The following is an 18,073-nucleotide window of genomic DNA, read 5'->3' as shown; positions in this document are numbered from 1 at the left end:
GTGAACCCCGGAGGCTTGGAGGGGCCGCCGGGGGCAGGTATTACTGGAGTCATGGAACACAAGGAGCACGACGCCGTCGGCCCGCCGGCACTCGCGCCGGCCGCCGCGGAGCGCGCGGATCCGCCGGTCGTCCGCGTGCCGACCGTCGGCGAGGTCCTCGTCGCCATCGAGGAGCTGTGGCCCGAGAGCCTCGCCGAGGGGTGGGACGCCGTCGGCCTGGTCGCGGGCCGCGCCGGGAACCGGGCGGAGAAGATCCTCTTCACCGTCGACCCGACGGCCGCCGTGCTCGACGAGGCGCTCGAGTGGGGAGCGACCATGATCGTGTCCCACCACCCCCTGCTGCTGAAGCCCGTGTCCACCGTCGCGGCGTCCGGGTTCAAGGGCGAGGCCGTCCACCGGCTGATCGAGGCGGGCTGCGCCCTCGTCACCGTGCACACCAACGGCGACAGCGCCGTCGGCGGGGTGTCCGACGTGCTGGCGGACGCGCTGGGGCTGCACGGCGTGGAACCCCTCGTCCGGGCGGCGGACGGCCTGCCCGAGGAGGGCATCGGGCGTGTGGGTGACCTCGAGGCGGCCGTCCCCCTCGGTGACTTCGCCGAGACCGTCTTCTCGATCCTGCCCGCCGTGGCCGGCGGGGTGCGCGTGGCGGGGGACAAGGACGCGCTGGTGCGCCGGATCGCGGTCTGCGGCGGGGCCGGTGACTCCCTGTTCGACCGCGTCCGCGCGAGCCGTGCCGACGTGTACGTGACCGCCGACCTCCGCCACCATCCGGCGTCCGAGGTCAGGGAGGCCGCCGCCGACGGTCCTCCCTACCTCATCGACGTCTCGCACTTCGGCAGCGAGTGGCTGTGGCTGACGCCGGCGGCCGACGCCCTGGGCACTGTCCTCACGGACCAGGGCTTCAGCACCGACATCCGCGTCAGCGGGGTCAACACCGACCCCTGGGACTTCGTGCTCACGCCAGGCCACTGACCCGCCCTCCGACCCGCCCACGAACGCCTTCCCTGATCGCCTGCCGGCCGGTGGTCGCCTGGTCACCGGCCGGCGGGCCGGTCCGGGTGGCCTAGGCTGGGACGACGCACCCGGCCCGCCCGTCGAGCCCCGTCCGTCCGACCCTGGAGGTTAACCGTGGCCAAGGCTGCACCCGAGGAACAACTCCGCCTGCTCGACCTGCAGGCCCTCGATTCGACCCTCAACAAGCTCTCCCGCCAGGCCGTCGCCGCCCGTGGCAACCCTGCGCTCGGTGCCGTCGCCGCCCGTGTGGCCGAGGTGGATGCCGAACTGGTGCGGGCCGGCACGGAACTGGGAGACCTCGAGCGTGAACTCACGCGCGCCGAGGACGAGGTGCAGTCCGTGGTCACGCGCCTCGAACGCGACGAGAAGCGACTGAACAGCGGAACCGGGACGTCCAAGGACCTCACGGCACTCCAGCACGAGGTCGCCTCTCTGACGAAGCGTCGCTCCGACCTCGAGGACGTGGAGCTCGATGTCATGGAACGCGTCGAGGCGGCACGCGCCGCCCGGGACGAGGTCGCGGAGCGCACCAACGCCGTCCGCGCCGAGCTGCTCGCCCTCGAGGAGGCGCGTGATCTCGAACTCGCCGACATCGACGTGCAGCGCGTGGATGTGCAGGCGCGCCGCAACGAGCTCGCCGCGACCTTCGAGGAGCCGCTCCTGGCCCTGTACGAGCGGATCCTCGTCAAGCGCGGTGTGGGCGCTGCCCGCCTGTTCCACGGCAAGTCGGAGGGTTCGGGCATGCAGCTCAGCCCCGGCGACCTCGCGGACATCGCCGCGGCGGCCCCCGACGACGTCGTGCTGTGCCCCGATTCGGGCTGCATCCTGGTCCGCTCGAGCGACTGGGGTACCCAGCAGCCGTGACACACCAGCAACTGTTCGACCCCTATGAGCGCGACGACTCCACCGAGGACGCGGCGGCGGGCCCCGCCCGGCTCGTCGTCGAGGCCGACGGCGGCTCCCGCGGCAACCCGGGACACGCCGGCTACGGTGCCCTCGTGCGCGACCCGGAGAGTGGCCGGATCCTCGTCGAGAAGGCCGCCTACATCGGCAAGGCCTCGAACAACGTCGCCGAGTACTCGGGCCTCGTCTCGGGTCTCGAGCTCGCCCGGGAGATCAACCCGCAGGCCTCCGTCCACGTGAAGATGGACTCGAAGCTCGTCGTGGAGCAGATGTCGGGGCGGTGGCAGATCAAGCACGCGGACATGAAGGTGCTCGCGGCGAAGGCACGCAAGGTCCTGGACCCGCGCCGTGTGACCTACGAGTGGATCCCGCGTGAGCGCAACAAGGACGCCGACCGGCTCTCGAACGAGGCCATGGACGCCGGGATGGCAGGTGTCCCGTGGAAACCCCGCGCCGCCGCGCAGGCCCCGGCCCCGACGCCGGCAGCGTCGCCCGCTCCGGCCGCCGACGAGGTCCGCGCACCCGCGGGCAGGCTGCACCACATCGAGGTGTGGACCGAGGATCTGCCCGCGGCCGAGGCCAGCCTGGGCTGGCTGCTCGAGCGCCTCGGGTTCCCCCGGAAGGACTCGTGGAAGGACGGGGTCGGCTTCGGGACCGACGAGTTCTACATCGTGCTCGAGAGCGGACCGGACGTGGCCCCCGGCGGACACGACCGCCGTCGCAGCGGGGTGAACCACCTCGCCTTCCGGGCCGGCACGCGCGCGGCCGTCGACCTGCTGGCGCGCCGCGCCGCGAGCCACGGGTGGTCGCTGCTGTTCCGTGACCGGCACCCCTTCGCCGGGGGGCCGGAGCACTACGCCGCGTATCTCGAGAACGCCGAGGGGTTCGAGGTGGAGCTGGTCGCCGACTGACGCCGGTCAGTCGAGCACGATGTTGAGCTGGGCGGGCTTCCGTGCCGTCGCCGGCTCGAGCTCGGCGCTCCACTTCTCCCGGGCCGCCGCTAGCAGAGCCGCCGGTGTCGCGGGAGCCGCTCCGCGCCGCGTGAGCAGGTGCCGTGCGAACTCGCCGCGCGTGTGCTTGGCGAAGTGGGACACGACCGTCCGCCGCCCGCCGCGCAGCTGGAAGACGTTCACGGCGGCGCTCTGCTGGGGCGGCGGCGTCCACGCCGCGGCATAGGTGCTCGAACGGCAATCGACGATCAGGCCCGCTCCCGCATGCTCCCCGAGCGGTACGGCCAGGTGCTTCTTCCAGTAGGACGCCAGGCGGCCCGTCCCGGGAAGGTCCACGGACATCGACAGGCGGTAGGCCGGGATCCGGTCGCCGAAGCCGAGGGCGCCCCACAGGGCCGACACGACGACGCACTGCTCGCGCGCCTTGCGCTTCTGCACCGGCGTCATCCGCGCGTAGCCGAGGGCGTCGTACAGGACACCCGAGTAGACGTCGTGGGCGGGGGCGGCGGGGGCGACGTCGAGCACCAGGTTCCTCTGCACGTCCTCGATGAGGGACGCGCCGACGCCGAGGACCGCGTGCGCGTCGTCGGCTCCGCTGACCGTCTTCAGCGCGGCGAGCACGGCCCTGCGCGCGTCGTTCAGCCCGGCGAAGTGGAGCTCCTCGAGCCGCACGGGGCCGCCCGTGCGGGCGGCGGACTTGCCTTCGGACGGGGGGAGCAGGATCAGCACCGATCAACCCTATCCAACTTCCGGGGCCCTCCCGACACCGTCCGGTGTGGCGTCCCGTCCCGTCTAGAATGGACGACGGATGGGTCGACCAGGCGGCCGCGTTGGACGGTGCGCATGCGCCCGATCCACCGAGGAACGTCCGGGCTCCGCAGGGCAGGGTGGTGGGTAACGCCCACTCGGGGTAACCCGCAGGCCAGTGCCACAGAAAAGAGACCGCTTCCCGCTGCAGGCTCCGGCCGGCGCGGGGAGTAAGGGTGAAAAGGCGGTGTAAGAGACCACCAGCACGCCGGGTGACCGGCGTGGCTCGGTAAACCCCACCCGGAGCAAGGCCAGACAGTGTCCGCTCGAGGGCTGCCCGCCCGAGGGCACGGGTAGGCCGCTGGAGGGCGTCGGCAACGGCGTCCGTAGATGGATGGCCGCCACTCGCGCGACGGCGACGGCGCGCGATGACAGAACCCGGCGTATCGGTCGACCCATCCCTCGACCTCCCCTAAATGGCGTCGGTTCTGGCGATTTAGCCGGGATTACGGGCAACTTTCCCTCCCAGTAGTGCGGACTGTTGCGTCCTACTGTGGAGGATTGGCAGCGCCCCCGAGCGCCCGAGACGACTGCTAGCGCCCCACGAGCGCCCGATAGCTACCCTGGATTGAGGCCCTCCTGCACTGCAGCATGACGCTGCCAGCGGGGCAATGCGTGATCCAGTAGAGCAACCCGAGCTTCCGGCATGGTGCCAGCCCTAAGCCGTTTCCGTTGGGACAGCATCCAGATCATTAGGGATCGCTCTTCGCTTCCCTTTGGCGCCTCGACCCGAGGTCGGCGCCCATTCTGCTCCATGAACCGCAGGTAGTCGGTGAATCGCTGCTGCCAGTGTTCCGGGGCGCGGGGTGGCACGTACCAGCCGGGTACGAGATTCAAGAGCTCGAGCTGCTGTGCTGTCAAACGACCGCTGTGGTGCTCGTGGCGCTGCTGGTAAAGGAATCCGTGGCATTGCCGCTCCCACGTCGAACCATCCTGGCGGGGGAGACGCCCTGCAGTTTTGACGAACCAGCACAAGTTCTCGTACTTCTGCTGCCAGGTGAGCAGGGGGCGTCGCTTCGGCACTGCAGGCTGGTCGTGCAGGACAAGCCGGCGATCGAAAAAGCCGCGATCGCGACGGTCCTTGCTAGCGGCGACGCGTCGGACGTTCCGAACGCTCGTACGGCACAAGTCCGCGATCCGCTCTGGGGAGAGGCCGTGCTCGTACATCAGCAGCCACTCCTCGCGTGACTCGCACGGCCCCCAACTTTCGTCCATCGACGCTACTCCTCGGCGGCAACGTCCTCAGGGGCGAGCTTGCCGCGCTGCTTCTCGGCTTGCTCGTACATGCTGCGATGTACTCCTCGAGCTTCACCCGCTGCACACGCCACTGCCCGCGGCCTCCCACCTGCATGGCTGGCAGGTCGCCGGACTTCACCAGCGCGTACATCTGCGACTGACTGACTGCGAGCTCCGCGGCGACGTCGGGCAGGGTCATGAAACGGGATTGATCGGCCATGACCTGATCCTAAGGGCGAGGAATGGCCCCTTCGCTCGGCCTGCCGATTTGTTCCCTCGCATGCTCCCTAAAGCGGAGTCATTGACACCGCATGCTCCTCTTGCAAATGTTAGCCATCCGGAGAAGCGAGGGCTTGAAAGAGCCTGATATGCCTTGGAGGGCACATGGAGGATCTCGTTCGAAGACTTGTCGTGCTTGTGGGAGTAGCAGCAGTGGCAACGGCTTGCGGCGGCGCTCCTGCTGAATCCCCGACCAGCCCTGCTGAGAGTTCTTCTGCTCAGGAACAAACAAGTGCAACCCCTAGCGCAACTCTGCCGGTGACGCCGGCAGCGACAGAAGAACCCGCCGCTGCTCCCGAACTGTCCGATGGTCCCACCCTCATTACCTGCAGCACCTCCGGAACCTCGGAACTTACTCAAGTTGAAGTTTGGGTGATCGATGCGGAAACGGCAGTTCTCACCCCGATCTCCGACATGACCATCGGGGACACACCCTCCTGTCCGTCGGGAGCGTTCAGTGCCGACCGAATGCGGCAGTGGTTCTCTGATGACTATGCCCGCAGCGCCGCCGACTTCAAAAGAGCGGAAGACAACTCCAGTCGCGTGGGCTGGGTCGATATGCAGGCAAAGGAGCTAACCGACTTCTCGGAGAAGTTAGCTGGCGGTTCAGGTGGTTTCGCAGCAGCCCCACAGCACTGGAACGCACTATTTGCGCCTGACGGCTCCCTGTTCTTCTTCGACCAAGCGACGCAAACCTACAACTGGGCGGACGCCGACGCAGGCGGAATTACGAGGACAGTCCCGATGGGAGACGTGCGCCCGCCCGTGTTCCTGGACGCGGTAGGCGAGCCTCAACGCGTGGACAATATGGGCACTAGCCTCTCTAGTTGCAACAAAACTGTCGCCCCCGATGGGCAATCACAGATGAATCTCGATGTTCAACAGAACGTCCTCGCGTGGGTGGACGACACAAGCGCGTTTCAGTTGACTGAAGACGGTCAGCTATCCGTAGTAGAGGCGCGCCCGCCGAGTGAGTCACAAGGGTTCTGCAACTTCCCTGGAAAACCAATTACGCCCGTGTCGGATTTTGAGATCACCACGGCAATCGTGAACCCCGAAGGTACCCATGCCTTCTTCATCGCCTACAGGGGCACCGAAACGAGCCTCTTCAAAGTACCCATGGATGGCTCAGGGCAACCAGAGCTTGTAGGGCCAGTTGAAGGGCCAGCCCGATCCCGATACTTCCTGACGGACTGGGATAGCTAGCAGTCAGGGTGGCTAACCTCACCCGTCGCGATGCGGCCGGGGATCCGCGAGCTTCCGGCGGCTGACGACGTTCGCGTTCACCCACGCCTCCCGTGCCATGGAGTACTCCACCCACTGGCACAGGACGAGACTGTTCGTCCACGCCATCGCGAACCCCTTCACCGTCTGTGTACGCCCGTCCTGGTAGACGAGGTCACACCAGATGGACGGAGCGTTCTCCGTAGTCCTGGTGACCCCCTCCGTGGGCTCGGGGAGGCTGATGGGTGGGGCGAACCGGTCCCGTGAGGGCGGGATGCCATGCCACCCTGGGCGGGGCTTGTGTTCCATGGCTGCGACCGTAGCTTCCGCCAATGACGAAAGCGCCCCACCCTCATAAGGAGAATGGGGCGCTTCTGTCTTGTCTCACGGAGTAAGGCCAAGTATCAGCTAGGAGCGGAGCGCCTACATATTGGCGCGGTGGTCGGGTCCTTCGACCCGATCGAGCGGGTTCGCTGGGACGGGCGGGGGAGGCGGGGGAGGCGGGGTGTTGGGAAAGGCAAGCCCGGCCGCGCCCAGCCCGAGAACCGCCGCGGCAAGGTTCAGCCACGCTTGGGACTCGTCGGGTCCGATGACGCCAAAGATGACGAGGATCGGGATTAGGGCCGTCACGATGCCATAGATCCACTTACGAATTGCAGGGTCCGCAATGATCATGATGCGCTTCTTTCGAGTGCGAGAGCGACGATGCCGATGAGGGCGGAGGCGCCTTCCCATAGGGTAGGTAGCGTCCAGCACAGAGCCAGTGCTGTGATGCCGACAACGAGTGTGGTCAGCGCGAGAAGCGGCTCTCAATGCGGAATCTGGAGCCGCAGCCCGACCTTCGTTTCCGCGGCCGGGTTGTTGATGCCGTTCGCGAACTGCAGCTTCTGTACCGTCAGGGCCTTGTGCCCGTTCGCGTGGTACCAGCCAGTGATGCTTGACAGTGTATCGCCGGCGTCAACTACCCATGTATCGGCGCCAACCGGAGGCCAGACGCGCTCACCCGGCTTGATCTTGTTCGGGTCCTTGATGCCGTTGTAGGCGGCGATCTTCTCGACGCTCACTCCGAAGTGCTTGGCAATCTTGCCGAGGGTCTCGCCCTTGCCTGCCTCCACCAGCCAGTGATCATCCGGCTCGTACACTGCGTTGACAGCCGGCTTCACGAAGGCGGCGGGCGGCGCCGTGATCGGGGGTGCCGGCACGGGGGCGGACAGCGCCCGAGACTCGCGATCCACGCGGGCAAGATCCCACACCCCGGGGCATGCTGTCGCGGACCAGGACGAATGCTTGATGAGCGGAAGGTTCGCGCCGTAGTGCTCGCGCAGGCCAGGCCACGGTCGCGTAGTCACCGTTCGTCGCCTCGGGGCGGCACTCGATGTGGATGCTCGTCGCATTGCCGTAGGCATTGCCCGCAGCCCAGGAGGCGTTCACGGGGGAGACGAGGCAGTGGATCCGCCCGTCCGAGACGACGAAGTGCGCGGACGTGTTCGGGTTTCGGTGGACGAAGAAGTCGACGACGCCGTCGTGGGTCTGCCCGAAGGACCCCCAGTGGTGGATGGTGATGGACTCGATGCGGCGCGGAGTTCCGAAGGTCCCGAGGACGCTCAGGGAGTCGGTGAATTCGGAGTCGGACAGGGACTCGTCAATCGTGTAGGTCATCAGTGGCCCCTTCCCGGGCATAAAAAATGACCGCCCACGAGGACGGTCATAGAGTGCAGTCGATATGCGGTTATGGGGTGGGCAGGCCTGCCGCCTTGAGCGCGGCGTGTGCCCTATCGAGCTCGCCAATGCCATGGCGCCCGGGGACGCCCACTTCGGCTTCCGCGGCTCGAACTGCATCGCTGCACGTTCCAGCCAGGTCACGCTCACGGGTTCCCCTCGGGTGTGAGTGGTTGCTGGCGCTACCACCGGCTAAATTTTGACCCTCCTCCTTGGCGCGAGCCTCGGGCATGAGACCATTTTTGCAAGCGAAGGAGCTGCGAAATGAAGACATGGACAATCGTTCTCGTAATGGTCGTTTCTGGGGCCGTGGGCATACTGTTCATGATTTTCGCTTTTGACAGTGGATACTCGGTGACCGCGAGTGTCCTGCTGTTTGCACCGTTGATAGTGAGCATTTTCGTCGCCTCATTCACTGTTTTCGCACACGGAAGCCTTACGCTGCAGCGGGAAGCAGCCGCCGCCTTCGTCTCCTATGCAGCGCTTACACTCCTAACCGGCGTGGCCTTTCTGGTCGACGAGCCAGAAATTACAGCCAAGTTCGTCGACGCTCTTTTGTTTGGGCAGGTCATTGCACTGCTTTCGGTGGTGAGAACGTGCCTGGAGTCTTGGAACAATCCAGTGGCGAAGGAGACTAAGGAGCAGCGCTTAGCGCGGCATGCCGCAGCAGCTCAAGTTCGCAAGGCGAATTACCAGTAGACGGCAGACCACGCTTGGCGCCTCTGCCTGTTTCAGCCGCAGTTGTGAGGCGGTGCCCGGTGTTGCGTCCGGCTTGTGCCTTGAGCTGCCCTAAGACGGGTGGGGCGGGGCGGGCGCTTTGGCTGGCCGTGACGGGGTGCCCGCACGTTCCGCACTGCCGAAGCAGGGGTGTGAAGGACTTAGGGGCGCAGGACGGACTTGAACCGCCGCAACGGGCCGGAAGGCCCGTGCTCTATCCACTGAGCTACTGCGCTGACGCCGTGGACTAAACCGCGCCCTTCACCTTTCGTGCTCAGGAGTCCCCCTAGCCCGTGGTGGAAGTCTGGCCCGCCGGCTCATGTTCCGGCAGGTATTCAGTTGTGCCCCGCAGGTGGTGTCACTGGCTCCTGTCAGGAGGTGGAGCCTCAACCGACCTTCGCCCCATGTCTGGGCGGGCGTTGACGGGGGAAATCTGCCACTGCGGGCGATTATGGTCTGAGACTATGTGACAAGCCCCACCCTGTCAAGAGACGACACTCACCCCAACGGGAGAGTTTTTGAGCGCGGGATTCCCGTACTTCGAGGCCTTCATCCGCAGCCAGAGTTCCTGCACTTCGCTGATCCGGTACCGCTTCTGCGGGATGACCAGTTGCCGACTCCCGACCGCCTGGAGGATCTCGGGCCCGTTGCAGCGGATGAGCTGCTTGCGTTGCGCCCACTTCCGGATCGTCGCCGCGGGCAGGGCTTCCCCCGTGGTCGGGTCGGTGAGCGCCCGGCTGATCTCGGCGGCCGTGCCTTCGATGATCCCAGCAGCGGCCAGGGCGGCGGCCCTCCACCCGTTGACGTCGTACGCCTCACCGCAGGTCCGGCAGGTCACGTACGGCTTGCCCTGCAGGGCGTACAGCGGCGACCCGCACACCTCCCCTTCGATGTCCGTGGGGCACATGCCAGCGAACACGCGCTGCACAGGCCTGTCAGCCCCGCGGAGGCACTGGCGGACGGCGGGGATGATCTCGTCGTACATGTCTCCGGCCCACTCGCTGACACGGATGGTCGCAGCCATGGTGGCCACCCATTCGGCGACGGTCGCGGGGGACCGGTGGTCGCGGGGGCCGGGCCGCAGGGGTTCGGCGGGCATTGGTGGGGCGGGTCCCCCGGTGAGGGCGAGGGCGTCGATCCGTTCGCACTCTTCCATCCATGCGAGGGTGTCGCGGTCCCACTGGGCTGTGAGGGGCTCGAGTATGTAGCGGGCCCAGGCGTTGACGAGTTCGCGGAGTTCGTAGCCGCGGGTGAGGGCGACTTCGTCGAACATGACGGGCTTGTCGCCGGCGGACGCACCCCCGACGCTCTCCCCGTAGGCGGTGGAGCGGATGGCGACGGCGCCGAGCGCTGCGAGGGTGTCGCGGACGTCAAGGAGCGCGTCCTTGAGCTTGGTGAGGTCGTCGTCGCACAGGTACACGCCCTCGGCGAGGTGCTTCTCGCAGTGGGGTGCCGTGCACTCCTGCGCTGTCACTGCTGGCCTCGGAGCCACATGCTGGCACCGTCGGCGTCGTGGAGGGTTCCGAGGGGCATGAGGTCGGCGGCCGCGGTGAGGACCCAGCGGACGTCTTCCCGGTACGAGGTGCGGGACGCGTCGTCGAGGTCCGCCCAGGGAGTGGATTCGGGGAGATTCTCCTACGCTATCTGGCACATGCTTTCGAACGTTTCAGCGCCCGTCGACTGGTCCACTGTTGTTGCCACTTCGTCCCCCTGAATTGCCCGCCCTAACACCTTCGATTCTACCGTAATAGGAGCATAATTACCTCTAAATGGAAGGGATCTAGGGCGCCAGTTCGCCCAGCGATCGGAGTGCGGCGGGCACCACGGTGGGCACGAGTTCCCACTGCCCGGGCGTGAGGTTCAGGGCGTTGAGGATGGACCGGATTGCCTGCGCCACGAGGTCGCCCTGCTGCTCAGCGAGGCGCACCCGGCGTTCCTCGATGCCGGCCTTCAATGCCGCGGTGGTGACGGCGACGAGGTGCTTCCGTTCCCCGAGGTACAGCTGGTACCAGGCGTTGAACTCGGCCCGCTCTGTGGTCGTGTCGACGGGGCCCTGTGGGCCGATGCCCTGCTGCTTCTCCACCTCGCCCCACACCAGCTGATCGGGCCCGAGCTCCCGCACCTTCCCCTGCAACCACAGCACCGTCCCATACGTCCGGCTGATCTCGTCGAGGAGGGCCTTCGCGGGGTCGATGTCCTGGGGTAGCCCGAGGGTGACGATCGCTTTCTCCATGGTGTCCTTCGCCTCTGCCTCTGCTATCCGGGCCGCTGCCGCCTTCTGGGCTTGCGGGGACTTGCCCCCGTGCCGGGCGCACCGCTTCTGACCCCGCATGGGCGAAGCGCCACACGAACCGCCGTCACGCTTCTTTGCACCACAAGTGGGCATGTCTTCCTCTCTGCTGGGGCGCGCCCAAGGTCGGGTCAGTCTTCGCTGACTTCGGATGCGCGACCTACTTTTCCCTGATGGCTTGCGCAGGGTTTTTGCTCATGGGTAATGCTTTACCCGAGAAGATGCACTGCTCGTCAAAGTCGACTTTTAGATGAGACTCATCGCCGTCGTAGTCAATGTTGAACACTTGGTCTTCGAAGGTGCAATTTATGAAGCTCACGCGAAGACTGTTCGCTTCTCGCGATTTTATGAGACTATGAAAGAGTAATCCGAATCGACCACCCGAAAAGACGCAGTTGTCAAAGGTGAAGGAAATCTTTTCATGATGAATAAAAGTAGCGCCCATCGCGCCGGAGAAATTGCAGTTTGAGAAGTGCATTGTCTTAAAAGACTCATGCAGGGTTTCGAAAAATAGCAGCCCACTCCCAAACTTGCAGTCCATCATTGAGAAGAATCCCCCGGGTCTGTTAACCTTGGCGCCCTGCAGAATAAGCGCGCCGCCATCCAGTTCAACTTCCGAGAAGAAGGTGTTGTCTTCAAGAGTCGCGTCCTTAAGTATCAACATTCCGTTGTTCGAAATGAGGGCATTAGAGATGGGCTGTATCGCTGAGACGCCCTCTAGGTTGAGTGAACGATTACCCCAGTACTTCCGCTTCTCAACATCTTTCTGCCATCGTGCACTAAGTATCTGCCAGCCGGCGCGCTGAATCGCAGAGGGTCTTGCGGGATCATAAGCATCTCCCTGACTCTCTATCTGAATGACTGAACAGAAGAGGTCGAGGCAGGTTTGTTGCTCGGCAGTGTCGTCGCGATCAAACCAATCATCTGCTAGTGCGCTCAAGGCATAGAGGCCGGCGAGGCGCACCGCAGTCTCTTTACTGGCGAGCTGCTCCGCGCATTGCGCGTATCGGGCACGGAGTGACGCTACGATGTCTAAGTCATGCTTCCGACTGACGAGTTCAAAGTTGCGATTCGCAAGTTCGAAATTCCGGTTGGCAGTCTCTTGCGCTGCAGCTGATGTCTTTTGTACTTCGACGCCTGTCTTCTGTGCTTCGGCAGCAGTTCTTTGCGCCTCAGCGCTGATCCTAAGGGTTCGCTCCGCGGTTTGCTGTCGGCGATAGGAAAAGAACAGCGTCACTCCAACGCCTAAGGCCGCAGCGGCTGTCACTGCGTTTCGGATCACGGCAAAGAATCGATCAGGCTCCAAGCGCGGTTCAGCTCGCCAGAAGATCCACTCTTTCGTCTCATATGCTGCTGCCACCCAGATCAGTCCGAAGACGACGGTGAGGGAAAAAATGAAGCCCCAGAAGAAGATGTACGGTAAATCGATTGGTTGCGCCTCACCCTCGAGCGCCTTCCGTTCGGCTCTGGCGCTGCGGTTCGAGAAGTCGGATCTGGTGTACCCCATCAGCTCAGCTTATTGCCTGGTTGTGGGCTGCTGGTCGTTCCTCGTCCGGTGATGTCCCGCCGGCGGCGACGAGATGCTGTGCGGCCCGCGGCGTCGGGTCCACGGGCCCACCCTCGTCGGGGAACCCGATCACGTCGAGGAACGGCGCCGGACTCACCATGGCTTCTGCTGTGGGTCTACGCCGAGAGCGATGCTGGTCGGGCAGGGGAACTTGACGTCCTTGTCCTCGTTGAAGTCCCAGCAGGAGATGCAGCACCCATTGCCTTCTGCGACGTGCATCGCGAGAACGGCCTTGATCTGCTCGCTCTGGGCGGTGATGGCGTCGGCGGCTTCGCCCATCAGCGCCTCGTAGTCGGATTCCGGGCCGTGGGCCCTCAGCCCGGATTCAACGGTGCTCATGCTGCCTCCTGTCGTTTGTGAATGCGGGCGACCAGGCGTTGCCCTTCGGGGTCGGCGATGAACCCTTCGAGGGCGTCGAGCCGAGTGACGTGTGCGCGGTGGGCTGCGGTGAGGTCAGCGAACAGGTCCGCTTGGGTGATGGACGGGGCCCCGCACGCGATGGCCAGCTCGTACGCCTCGAGCGCGGAGGTGAGGGCCCGGACGCTCATGCTTCAGTGCCCGAAGATCGTCCGCGCCGGCAGTGCCCGTCGCGCTCGTCACCCCGGCACCAAGTGGTGTGCAGGAAGCCGGCCGGGGGCGTCGGGGCAGCGCCGGCGAGTTTCGTCACGAGTGGGGGGTACGCCGGTGGGATGTTCGACTGCGCTCCCGTTGAGGCGATAGCGGCCAGCGCGTCAGCCTCCTCTGCGAGTACGATCGCGTGGTCGAAAGCAGGCCGAAGCGACGCCCAGGCGAGCGACCGAGCTGCGCTCAACCGCTCCACGGTTGCCGAAGCGCTCATGGTCGCCTCATGCGGGCGAGTGCGCGGGTGAGGTCGAGGGAGGTGCGGCGCAGCTGCCCGGTCTCGGGTGATCCGGAGGAGTGGTCGGACGCCTTGGGTTTCCCGTCGCCCCAGCTACGGTCTTTCAACTCTCGGTCGAGTCGGCCGATCGCGGCATCGCTGTCGAGGATGAACTGGACCGCTTTCGCCCGGGCGTCGGTGATCTCCTTGCGGTTCATGCTGCGGCCTGCTCGAGGTCGATGATCCGGTCGATGGCGGCGCGTGCCCCGGGCTGGATGCTGCTGTAGAAAAACCCTGGCCCGTTGAACAGCTCGATCACCAGCTCGTCGCGGCGTGCGGCCCGCTTCGCTTGGGCGGCGGCAGCTTCCACTGCGTCCTCCCTCGCTTCGAGGTGCAGGGCGAGTGCGATGTTGTTGAGCGCATACTCCCACCGGGTTTCGGAGTTGCCCGGGCCGAATCGCTTCGAACCGATACCGATGCCCATGCCGTGCGCTTCGACGATGGGCAGTTCGCTGCGGGGGATGACGGCGTGCTCGGCCAGGATGGCGCCCACCACCTCGCCCAGGCTGCCGTTCGACCACAGAACGTCTGTGTTCTCGTTGATCGTCGCGGCGAGCTGCCGGCGAGTTGTGTCTATGCTGGTCATATCGGAACCTCACTTCCGGTCGTGCCCCGGACGTTCGCAGCGTCGCGGGGCTTCTACGTGTCCTATCAGTCTAGTGTCAATCAGAGGGCACTACCACTCTCAATGGGAGTGATTGTGAGCAAAAGTCCAGCCCTGCCGGTGCCGCCTTCGCGCATGTCTGGGCCGACGACGTGGGCGTTCGTGTCGTCCGGGGTGAGCCCGTAGTCGACGAGCCCGTCGATGACCGCCTTCGCGGTGGGGGTGAGGTTGTGCGCGTCGTACGCCCTGCCCGTCGACTTGATGACAGCCGCGGTGATGTGCACTGGCCCGAGACCCTTGGGGAGCCGGGCGAGCCTCGCGTACACGTGCGCCGAGTGCCGCCACGCCTTCGTCAGGCGAGCCCTGGTCGCCCAATGGGACCGGTCGTTCATCGAGATCCACGCGGCCGGCGCCGGGACCTCCAGCGTCCATGGCTCGTTCACGACACCCTCCCAGCATGAACACTCGTCAATCCCAATGGAGGGGCTGGAAGGCGCTCAGAAGCCCCAGCAGAATGTGAGACACCCGGATACCCACCCGACGCCCGCCGCACGCTCCTGACCCCCGCCACGTCCCGCCCAGCCGCAACCGAACGCTCATGCTCCCACACCGCAAACACCCGCGACTCATACGCCTCCGCATCCGTCAGCTCCAAACGCGTCACCTGCACCCGACGCTCCACCGAGATCCGGGCATCCACCGCCGCCCCAGCCGACTCCGAACGCTCCCGCCGCAACCGCTCGACCAGGGCATCCGTTATCGCCTTCGCCTCCACGAAACGAGCCTCCGCCACATCAACCACCGTGGGTCGGTGCGCGGGAGGGTTGGTCGCCCTACGGGAGGGTGTGATGTTCGTGCTCATCGGGTGGCCTCCTCTCGGGCTTCGGTGCAGTCCGGGCATTCGGACTCTTTGCCGCTGATGCGGTGGACCTTGGACCACCGGGACCCCGGGATCGGCTCATCGTGGTCGTGGTGTTCTGGCTCCGGGCCGCAGGGGTATGGCTTGATGGCGCTGGGGTCGACGCCGTAGTGCACGGCTCGTTCATAGATCCATTCGCCAGCGTCGTCCATGCGTTCCACAGCCCAGTCCCACGCTTCCTGCCCGGTGAGCCCTTGGTGCATTGCGTCGGCCATGAGCGCGATCTGGCGGGCGGCGATGAGTTCCGCGGTGCGGCTTCCGGTGCGCTCGGAGATGGTGTTGAACCAGCTGGTTCCCTGCACGTCGAAGCCGATGGCGCGGGTGTAGAGGTAGGGGAGTTCGACATCGAGAGGGCGTGATTCCCATTCGCCGGGGTGGGGGTAAAGCTCGTGTGCGTATCTGCGCTTCGTGCGGCGGGTTTCGGTGGTGGTCATGGTGTGCTCCCTGGGTTCCAGTGTTTGCCTTGGTGGGTGGGTGGTCTGTCGCCGACGAGGATGTCGGCTTTGCAGCAGTGGCAGGTGTGGGCCGGTTCGGTGGGGTGGTCTTCGCATTTCGGCCCGGGTGGTGGCTGCTCTCGTGGGTGGTCTCCGTCGGCCCTCCAGTGCCGGCCTTCCATGAAGATCACCGCGGGCGTCCGGTTCGTGGGGGTTGCTGCGGTCTTGACGGCTGCGATGACGAGTGCCGGGAACGGGTGGTCTGCCCGGTGCTCCCAGAGCAGGCTCATCATCGAGGGGATAGACCAGTCGGGGCGGATCTCGTGGAGGATGTGCGCGAGGAGTGTGGCCTGGGGTTGTGTGAGTTCTGGGAAGTCAGTCAAGTGTTCGAACCTCGCTTATCACCTAGGTGACGATTGATTGATTTCTCAGCCAGAGGGTTGAAAACCCTTGAGGGCTGGGAGGTGAGTTAACTACTTGGTCTTGGCCTTGGTCTTGGGCACCTGAACCTTCGACGAACTTTCGCCGTTCGGAACGGGCGCGGAACGGCGTTCCTTCACCGTTCTTCTCCGTCTTTTTCCTGCCCGTCGAGCCATTTCCGTTTCCGTTCTCGCGCCTTCCTCTTCTCGTTCTCAACCTGTTCTTTCGTGCGCTGGTACTCCGTCCAGGACAGGAACCGGTATTGGTCGCCCTCAGCCGTCCACAGCCCCGCGGTAATCAGCCTCTGTGCGAGCTGTCGCCCTTTCGGCCAGGACTGGACGTGCCAGCCCGGCACGACCCCGTCAGTGAGGTAGTCGGTGCAGTACGTGCCACACACGAGCCAGAGGCCGGTCGCTTCGAGACCCGCAGCGCGCACCTTCGGGTGGGAATGCATCTTGTCGTCAGCGTTGAACCACGCCATTGGCGAACGCCCCCCGGGAGTGCTTATAGGGTGAGCGGGTGCTAAAACTACTCACTTGCGAAGACGGTGGCCCTATCACCTGCGCCATTCTCAAAGTTGTGGACGAGATAGGGCGTGACCCTGGCATGTTCCAGTGGTTTGCCAGTATCTGGATTCCTCTGGTTTCCGCGGCAGCGTCGGTTGCCGTCTTGGTGTATGCGGTGCGGACGGCTCGCTCAGCTGAGGACCAAGCCGAAAAGTCAGAGAAGGCCCGCATCAAAGCTGAGAAGGACCGGTCGGCCGCAGAGCACGCCGACCGGCTGCGAAGAGCATTCGCAGCGATATTCGCATCGGTCGGAGAACTTGGTGAAGACCTCGTGCTGCAATCTGTCAACGGTAAGAGAACGCCGCTGCCGACGGACTTCCGCGTTCTCGGAGATATTGCGGCCGCACGACTGGAGTCGAACAGCCATGAAGAGCGAAGGCTCCTCGATCGGTTGCGGAAATTCGTGATTGAAACCCGGGACATGCCCAGATCGGTTCGGGGCCTAGTTCTCCTCGAGATGTGGAGGCTGGTCATCAACTGGTCTGAGAGCACTGCTGAGTGGCGCGACTCTACTGTGTTTCCGCGCTTTGATGAACTCGCAGCTCTTACGGGCAATGACGACTGGCCCGACTGGGTTGAACGAGGCTCGTAGGGTTCACGAACCCACCCCCAACGCCTGGGCGCCGATGCTGATGAGGTCGCGGGCGGCCGGCGGGGTGACGGCGTTGCCGGCCTGCTTGACCTGCTCCCGCTTGTTGCCGGTCATGATGTAGTCGTGCTTAGTCATAAGTTTCTCCTTGTAGTCTTCATGGATGTTCTGGGGACTTGGGTCGGAAGTATGGCTGCAACTTTGGTCAGGTGTAATTGGATCGCTCGTCGGAGCCATCGGGGCCGCCGGCGTGGCTTTGCTCGTTCTCTGGCGTACCAATCTCCACCAAGCCGAATTGGCCCGGCGAGCACTTGAGGAGCAACGCAGCCTGTCTGAGAAGGCCCTAACTGCGCAACGGGATGATGCAAAGAGGGCCCTTGACGAGCAACGAAACTCCCTAGAGCGGCAACTGACCGACCAACGATCTGAATCCTCACGAGCAAGGGAGCTAGCTGCCATCGCAGACTTCCTTTCCGCTGTAGTGGGTGTGGTCAACGGTGCTGATGACTTGAGCCAACTGGATGCTCATGACCAACAACTCCGATCCGCCCGCTATCGCATGACGTTCGAACCAGGTTCCCGAGCGCTCGGCGAAGCTCTTAGGGGTTGGGTTTCTGTATTGGCGAGATCCGTACGCCTCTCTCACATGGTTAGTAGCGCACATCACGTCATGCCGCTGCCCAACGATGCCGATGACATAGCTATCGATTACATCGGTATTTCCGCGAGGATGAGGGAAGCCGCTTCGACGTGGCCCGTAGGTGATGAGGGCGACCGTCAGAAGTTGCTGACCAAGCTGCGCGAAAATCTTTCGCACTATGAGGAAAGGTCGACGAAGATTCGGGATCACATCACGCCGTACTTCACAAGCGAGGGCCCAACGAATCGATAGTCTTCGGCGGGTCGCTCGTGACCGGCGGCTAAGGAGCGGTCGTGC

General features: G+C 64.8%; 25 protein-coding genes, 1 tRNA gene, 1 other RNA gene and 2 pseudogenes. 8 read left to right on the top strand and 21 right to left on the bottom strand.

The features are described 5' to 3' along the window. Positions 1-51 precede the first annotated feature (51 nt). The 3 genes from QFZ50_RS08230 (at position 52) to QFZ50_RS08220 (ending at position 2,828) form a co-directional block, all read left to right on the top strand. Positions 52-972 (top strand): Nif3-like dinuclear metal center hexameric protein, encoded by a 921-nt coding sequence (locus tag QFZ50_RS08230; RefSeq protein ID WP_307083284.1) that lies wholly within the window; start codon positions 52-54, stop codon positions 970-972. Between the two features lie 156 nt (positions 973-1,128). After that, a complete protein-coding gene (locus tag QFZ50_RS08225) occupies positions 1,129-1,878 on the top strand; it encodes a zinc ribbon domain-containing protein (RefSeq protein ID WP_307083282.1) in 750 nt (249 codons plus the stop codon). After that, positions 1,875-2,828, top strand: coding sequence for a reverse transcriptase-like protein (locus QFZ50_RS08220; protein ID WP_307083279.1), 954 nt, complete (start codon positions 1,875-1,877; stop codon positions 2,826-2,828). The genes QFZ50_RS08225 and QFZ50_RS08220 overlap by 4 nt, the downstream gene beginning before the upstream one ends. 6 nt (positions 2,829-2,834) lie before the next feature. On the opposite strand, the gene QFZ50_RS08215 is transcribed toward QFZ50_RS08220, so the two are convergent. After that, positions 2,835-3,596 (bottom strand): YaaA family protein, encoded by a 762-nt coding sequence (locus tag QFZ50_RS08215; protein ID WP_307083277.1) that lies wholly within the window; start codon positions 3,594-3,596, stop codon positions 2,835-2,837. Between the two features lie 80 nt (positions 3,597-3,676). Between QFZ50_RS08215 and rnpB the strand changes: the two genes are divergently transcribed. After that, positions 3,677-4,076, top strand: an RNA gene (gene rnpB / locus QFZ50_RS08210) — RNase P RNA component class A. Between the two features lie 156 nt (positions 4,077-4,232). Here the strand turns inward: rnpB and QFZ50_RS08205 are convergent. Then, complete coding sequence (locus tag QFZ50_RS08205; protein WP_307086893.1) at positions 4,233-4,889, bottom strand: Helicase associated domain protein; 657 nt, start codon at positions 4,887-4,889, stop codon at positions 4,233-4,235. Between the two features lie 79 nt (positions 4,890-4,968). Continuing rightward, positions 4,969-5,109, bottom strand: a pseudogene (locus tag QFZ50_RS08200) (helix-turn-helix domain-containing protein); the annotation flags it as partial. A 185-nt stretch (positions 5,110-5,294) separates the two neighbouring features. Here QFZ50_RS08200 and QFZ50_RS08195 point away from each other — a divergent pair. Beyond that, the gene (locus QFZ50_RS08195; protein WP_307083275.1) at positions 5,295-6,395 is read left to right on the top strand and encodes a hypothetical protein; all 1,101 of its coding nucleotides are present in this window, start codon (positions 5,295-5,297) and stop codon (positions 6,393-6,395) included. Positions 6,396-6,413: 18 nt separating this feature from the next. Here the strand turns inward: QFZ50_RS08195 and QFZ50_RS08190 are convergent, their stop codons facing one another. From QFZ50_RS08190 to QFZ50_RS08175, 4 genes are all read right to left on the bottom strand, one after another. Further along, on the bottom strand, positions 6,414-6,722 hold the full coding sequence (locus tag QFZ50_RS08190; protein ID WP_307083273.1) for a hypothetical protein: 309 nt from the start codon (positions 6,720-6,722) through the stop codon (positions 6,414-6,416). A 114-nt stretch (positions 6,723-6,836) separates the two neighbouring features. Further along, positions 6,837-7,088, bottom strand: a complete 252-nt coding sequence (locus QFZ50_RS08185; RefSeq protein ID WP_307083271.1) for a hypothetical protein — start codon at positions 7,086-7,088, stop codon at positions 6,837-6,839. 134 nt (positions 7,089-7,222) lie between these two features. Then, the gene (locus tag QFZ50_RS08180; RefSeq protein WP_307083268.1) at positions 7,223-7,555 is read right to left on the bottom strand and encodes a LysM peptidoglycan-binding domain-containing protein; all 333 of its coding nucleotides are present in this window, start codon (positions 7,553-7,555) and stop codon (positions 7,223-7,225) included. Continuing rightward, positions 7,539-8,072 (bottom strand): N-acetylmuramoyl-L-alanine amidase, encoded by a 534-nt coding sequence (locus tag QFZ50_RS08175; protein WP_307083266.1) that lies wholly within the window; start codon positions 8,070-8,072, stop codon positions 7,539-7,541. Before QFZ50_RS08175 ends, QFZ50_RS08180 begins: the two co-directional genes overlap by 17 nt. A 324-nt stretch (positions 8,073-8,396) precedes the next feature. Between QFZ50_RS08175 and QFZ50_RS08170 the strand changes: the two genes are divergently transcribed. Beyond that, on the top strand, positions 8,397-8,831 hold the full coding sequence (locus QFZ50_RS08170) for a hypothetical protein (protein WP_307083264.1): 435 nt from the start codon (positions 8,397-8,399) through the stop codon (positions 8,829-8,831). 183 nt (positions 8,832-9,014) lie between these two features. Here the strand turns inward: QFZ50_RS08170 and QFZ50_RS08165 are convergent. The 13 genes and pseudogenes from QFZ50_RS08165 to QFZ50_RS08110 form a co-directional block, all read right to left on the bottom strand. Further along, positions 9,015-9,084, bottom strand: a tRNA-OTHER gene (locus QFZ50_RS08165). Positions 9,085-9,333: 249 nt separating this feature from the next. Beyond that, positions 9,334-10,323, bottom strand: a complete 990-nt coding sequence (locus tag QFZ50_RS08160; protein ID WP_307083262.1) for a hypothetical protein — start codon at positions 10,321-10,323, stop codon at positions 9,334-9,336. Between the two features lie 306 nt (positions 10,324-10,629). Then, positions 10,630-11,082 (bottom strand): hypothetical protein, encoded by a 453-nt coding sequence (locus QFZ50_RS08155; protein WP_307083259.1) that lies wholly within the window; start codon positions 11,080-11,082, stop codon positions 10,630-10,632. A gap of 60 nt (positions 11,083-11,142) precedes the next feature. Beyond that, positions 11,143-11,235, bottom strand: a pseudogene (locus QFZ50_RS18230) (HGGxSTG domain-containing protein); the annotation flags it as partial. Between the two features lie 64 nt (positions 11,236-11,299). Then, positions 11,300-12,646, bottom strand: coding sequence for a hypothetical protein (locus QFZ50_RS08150; protein WP_307083257.1), 1,347 nt, complete (start codon positions 12,644-12,646; stop codon positions 11,300-11,302). 4 nt (positions 12,647-12,650) lie between these two features. Continuing rightward, positions 12,651-12,806 carry a hypothetical protein gene (locus QFZ50_RS08145; protein WP_307083255.1) on the bottom strand — a complete coding sequence of 52 codons (156 nt, stop codon included), beginning with the start codon at positions 12,804-12,806 and terminating at the stop codon, positions 12,651-12,653. Then, positions 12,800-13,045 (bottom strand): hypothetical protein, encoded by a 246-nt coding sequence (locus QFZ50_RS08140; protein ID WP_307083253.1) that lies wholly within the window; start codon positions 13,043-13,045, stop codon positions 12,800-12,802. Before QFZ50_RS08140 ends, QFZ50_RS08145 begins: the two co-directional genes overlap by 7 nt. Beyond that, positions 13,042-13,254 (bottom strand): hypothetical protein, encoded by a 213-nt coding sequence (locus QFZ50_RS08135; RefSeq protein ID WP_307083251.1) that lies wholly within the window; start codon positions 13,252-13,254, stop codon positions 13,042-13,044. The genes QFZ50_RS08140 and QFZ50_RS08135 overlap by 4 nt, the downstream gene beginning before the upstream one ends. Positions 13,255-13,540: 286 nt before the next feature. Further along, positions 13,541-13,762, bottom strand: coding sequence for a hypothetical protein (locus tag QFZ50_RS08130; RefSeq protein WP_307083250.1), 222 nt, complete (start codon positions 13,760-13,762; stop codon positions 13,541-13,543). Further along, on the bottom strand, positions 13,759-14,190 hold the full coding sequence (locus QFZ50_RS08125) for a hypothetical protein (RefSeq protein ID WP_307083248.1): 432 nt from the start codon (positions 14,188-14,190) through the stop codon (positions 13,759-13,761). Before QFZ50_RS08125 ends, QFZ50_RS08130 begins: the two co-directional genes overlap by 4 nt. 80 nt (positions 14,191-14,270) lie before the next feature. Beyond that, positions 14,271-14,651, bottom strand: a complete 381-nt coding sequence (locus QFZ50_RS08120; RefSeq protein WP_307083246.1) for a hypothetical protein — start codon at positions 14,649-14,651, stop codon at positions 14,271-14,273. Positions 14,652-15,066: 415 nt separating this feature from the next. Beyond that, a complete protein-coding gene (locus QFZ50_RS08115; RefSeq protein ID WP_307083245.1) occupies positions 15,067-15,561 on the bottom strand; it encodes a hypothetical protein in 495 nt (164 codons plus the stop codon). Positions 15,562-16,117: 556 nt separating this feature from the next. Then, on the bottom strand, positions 16,118-16,462 hold the full coding sequence (locus QFZ50_RS08110; protein ID WP_307083243.1) for a hypothetical protein: 345 nt from the start codon (positions 16,460-16,462) through the stop codon (positions 16,118-16,120). Positions 16,463-16,500: 38 nt separating this feature from the next. Between QFZ50_RS08110 and QFZ50_RS08105 the strand changes: the two genes are divergently transcribed. Beyond that, the gene (locus QFZ50_RS08105) at positions 16,501-17,139 is read left to right on the top strand and encodes a hypothetical protein (protein ID WP_307083241.1); all 639 of its coding nucleotides are present in this window, start codon (positions 16,501-16,503) and stop codon (positions 17,137-17,139) included. Positions 17,140-17,142: 3 nt separating this feature from the next. On the opposite strand, the gene QFZ50_RS08100 is transcribed toward QFZ50_RS08105, so the two are convergent. Next, a complete protein-coding gene (locus tag QFZ50_RS08100) occupies positions 17,143-17,274 on the bottom strand; it encodes a hypothetical protein (RefSeq protein ID WP_307083239.1) in 132 nt (43 codons plus the stop codon). Positions 17,275-17,299: 25 nt separating this feature from the next. Between QFZ50_RS08100 and QFZ50_RS08095 the strand changes: the two genes are divergently transcribed. Beyond that, positions 17,300-18,028, top strand: a complete 729-nt coding sequence (locus tag QFZ50_RS08095) for a hypothetical protein (RefSeq protein ID WP_307083238.1) — start codon at positions 17,300-17,302, stop codon at positions 18,026-18,028. Positions 18,029-18,073: the final 45 nt, after the last annotated feature.

Origin of the sequence: Arthrobacter agilis, from assembly GCF_030816075.1 — a bacterium.
Taxonomy (GTDB): Bacteria; Actinomycetota; Actinomycetes; order Actinomycetales; family Micrococcaceae; genus Arthrobacter_D; species Arthrobacter_D agilis_E.
The sequence above is the reverse complement of the archived record's forward strand: the minus strand, read 5'-3'. Positions and strand labels throughout refer to the sequence as shown.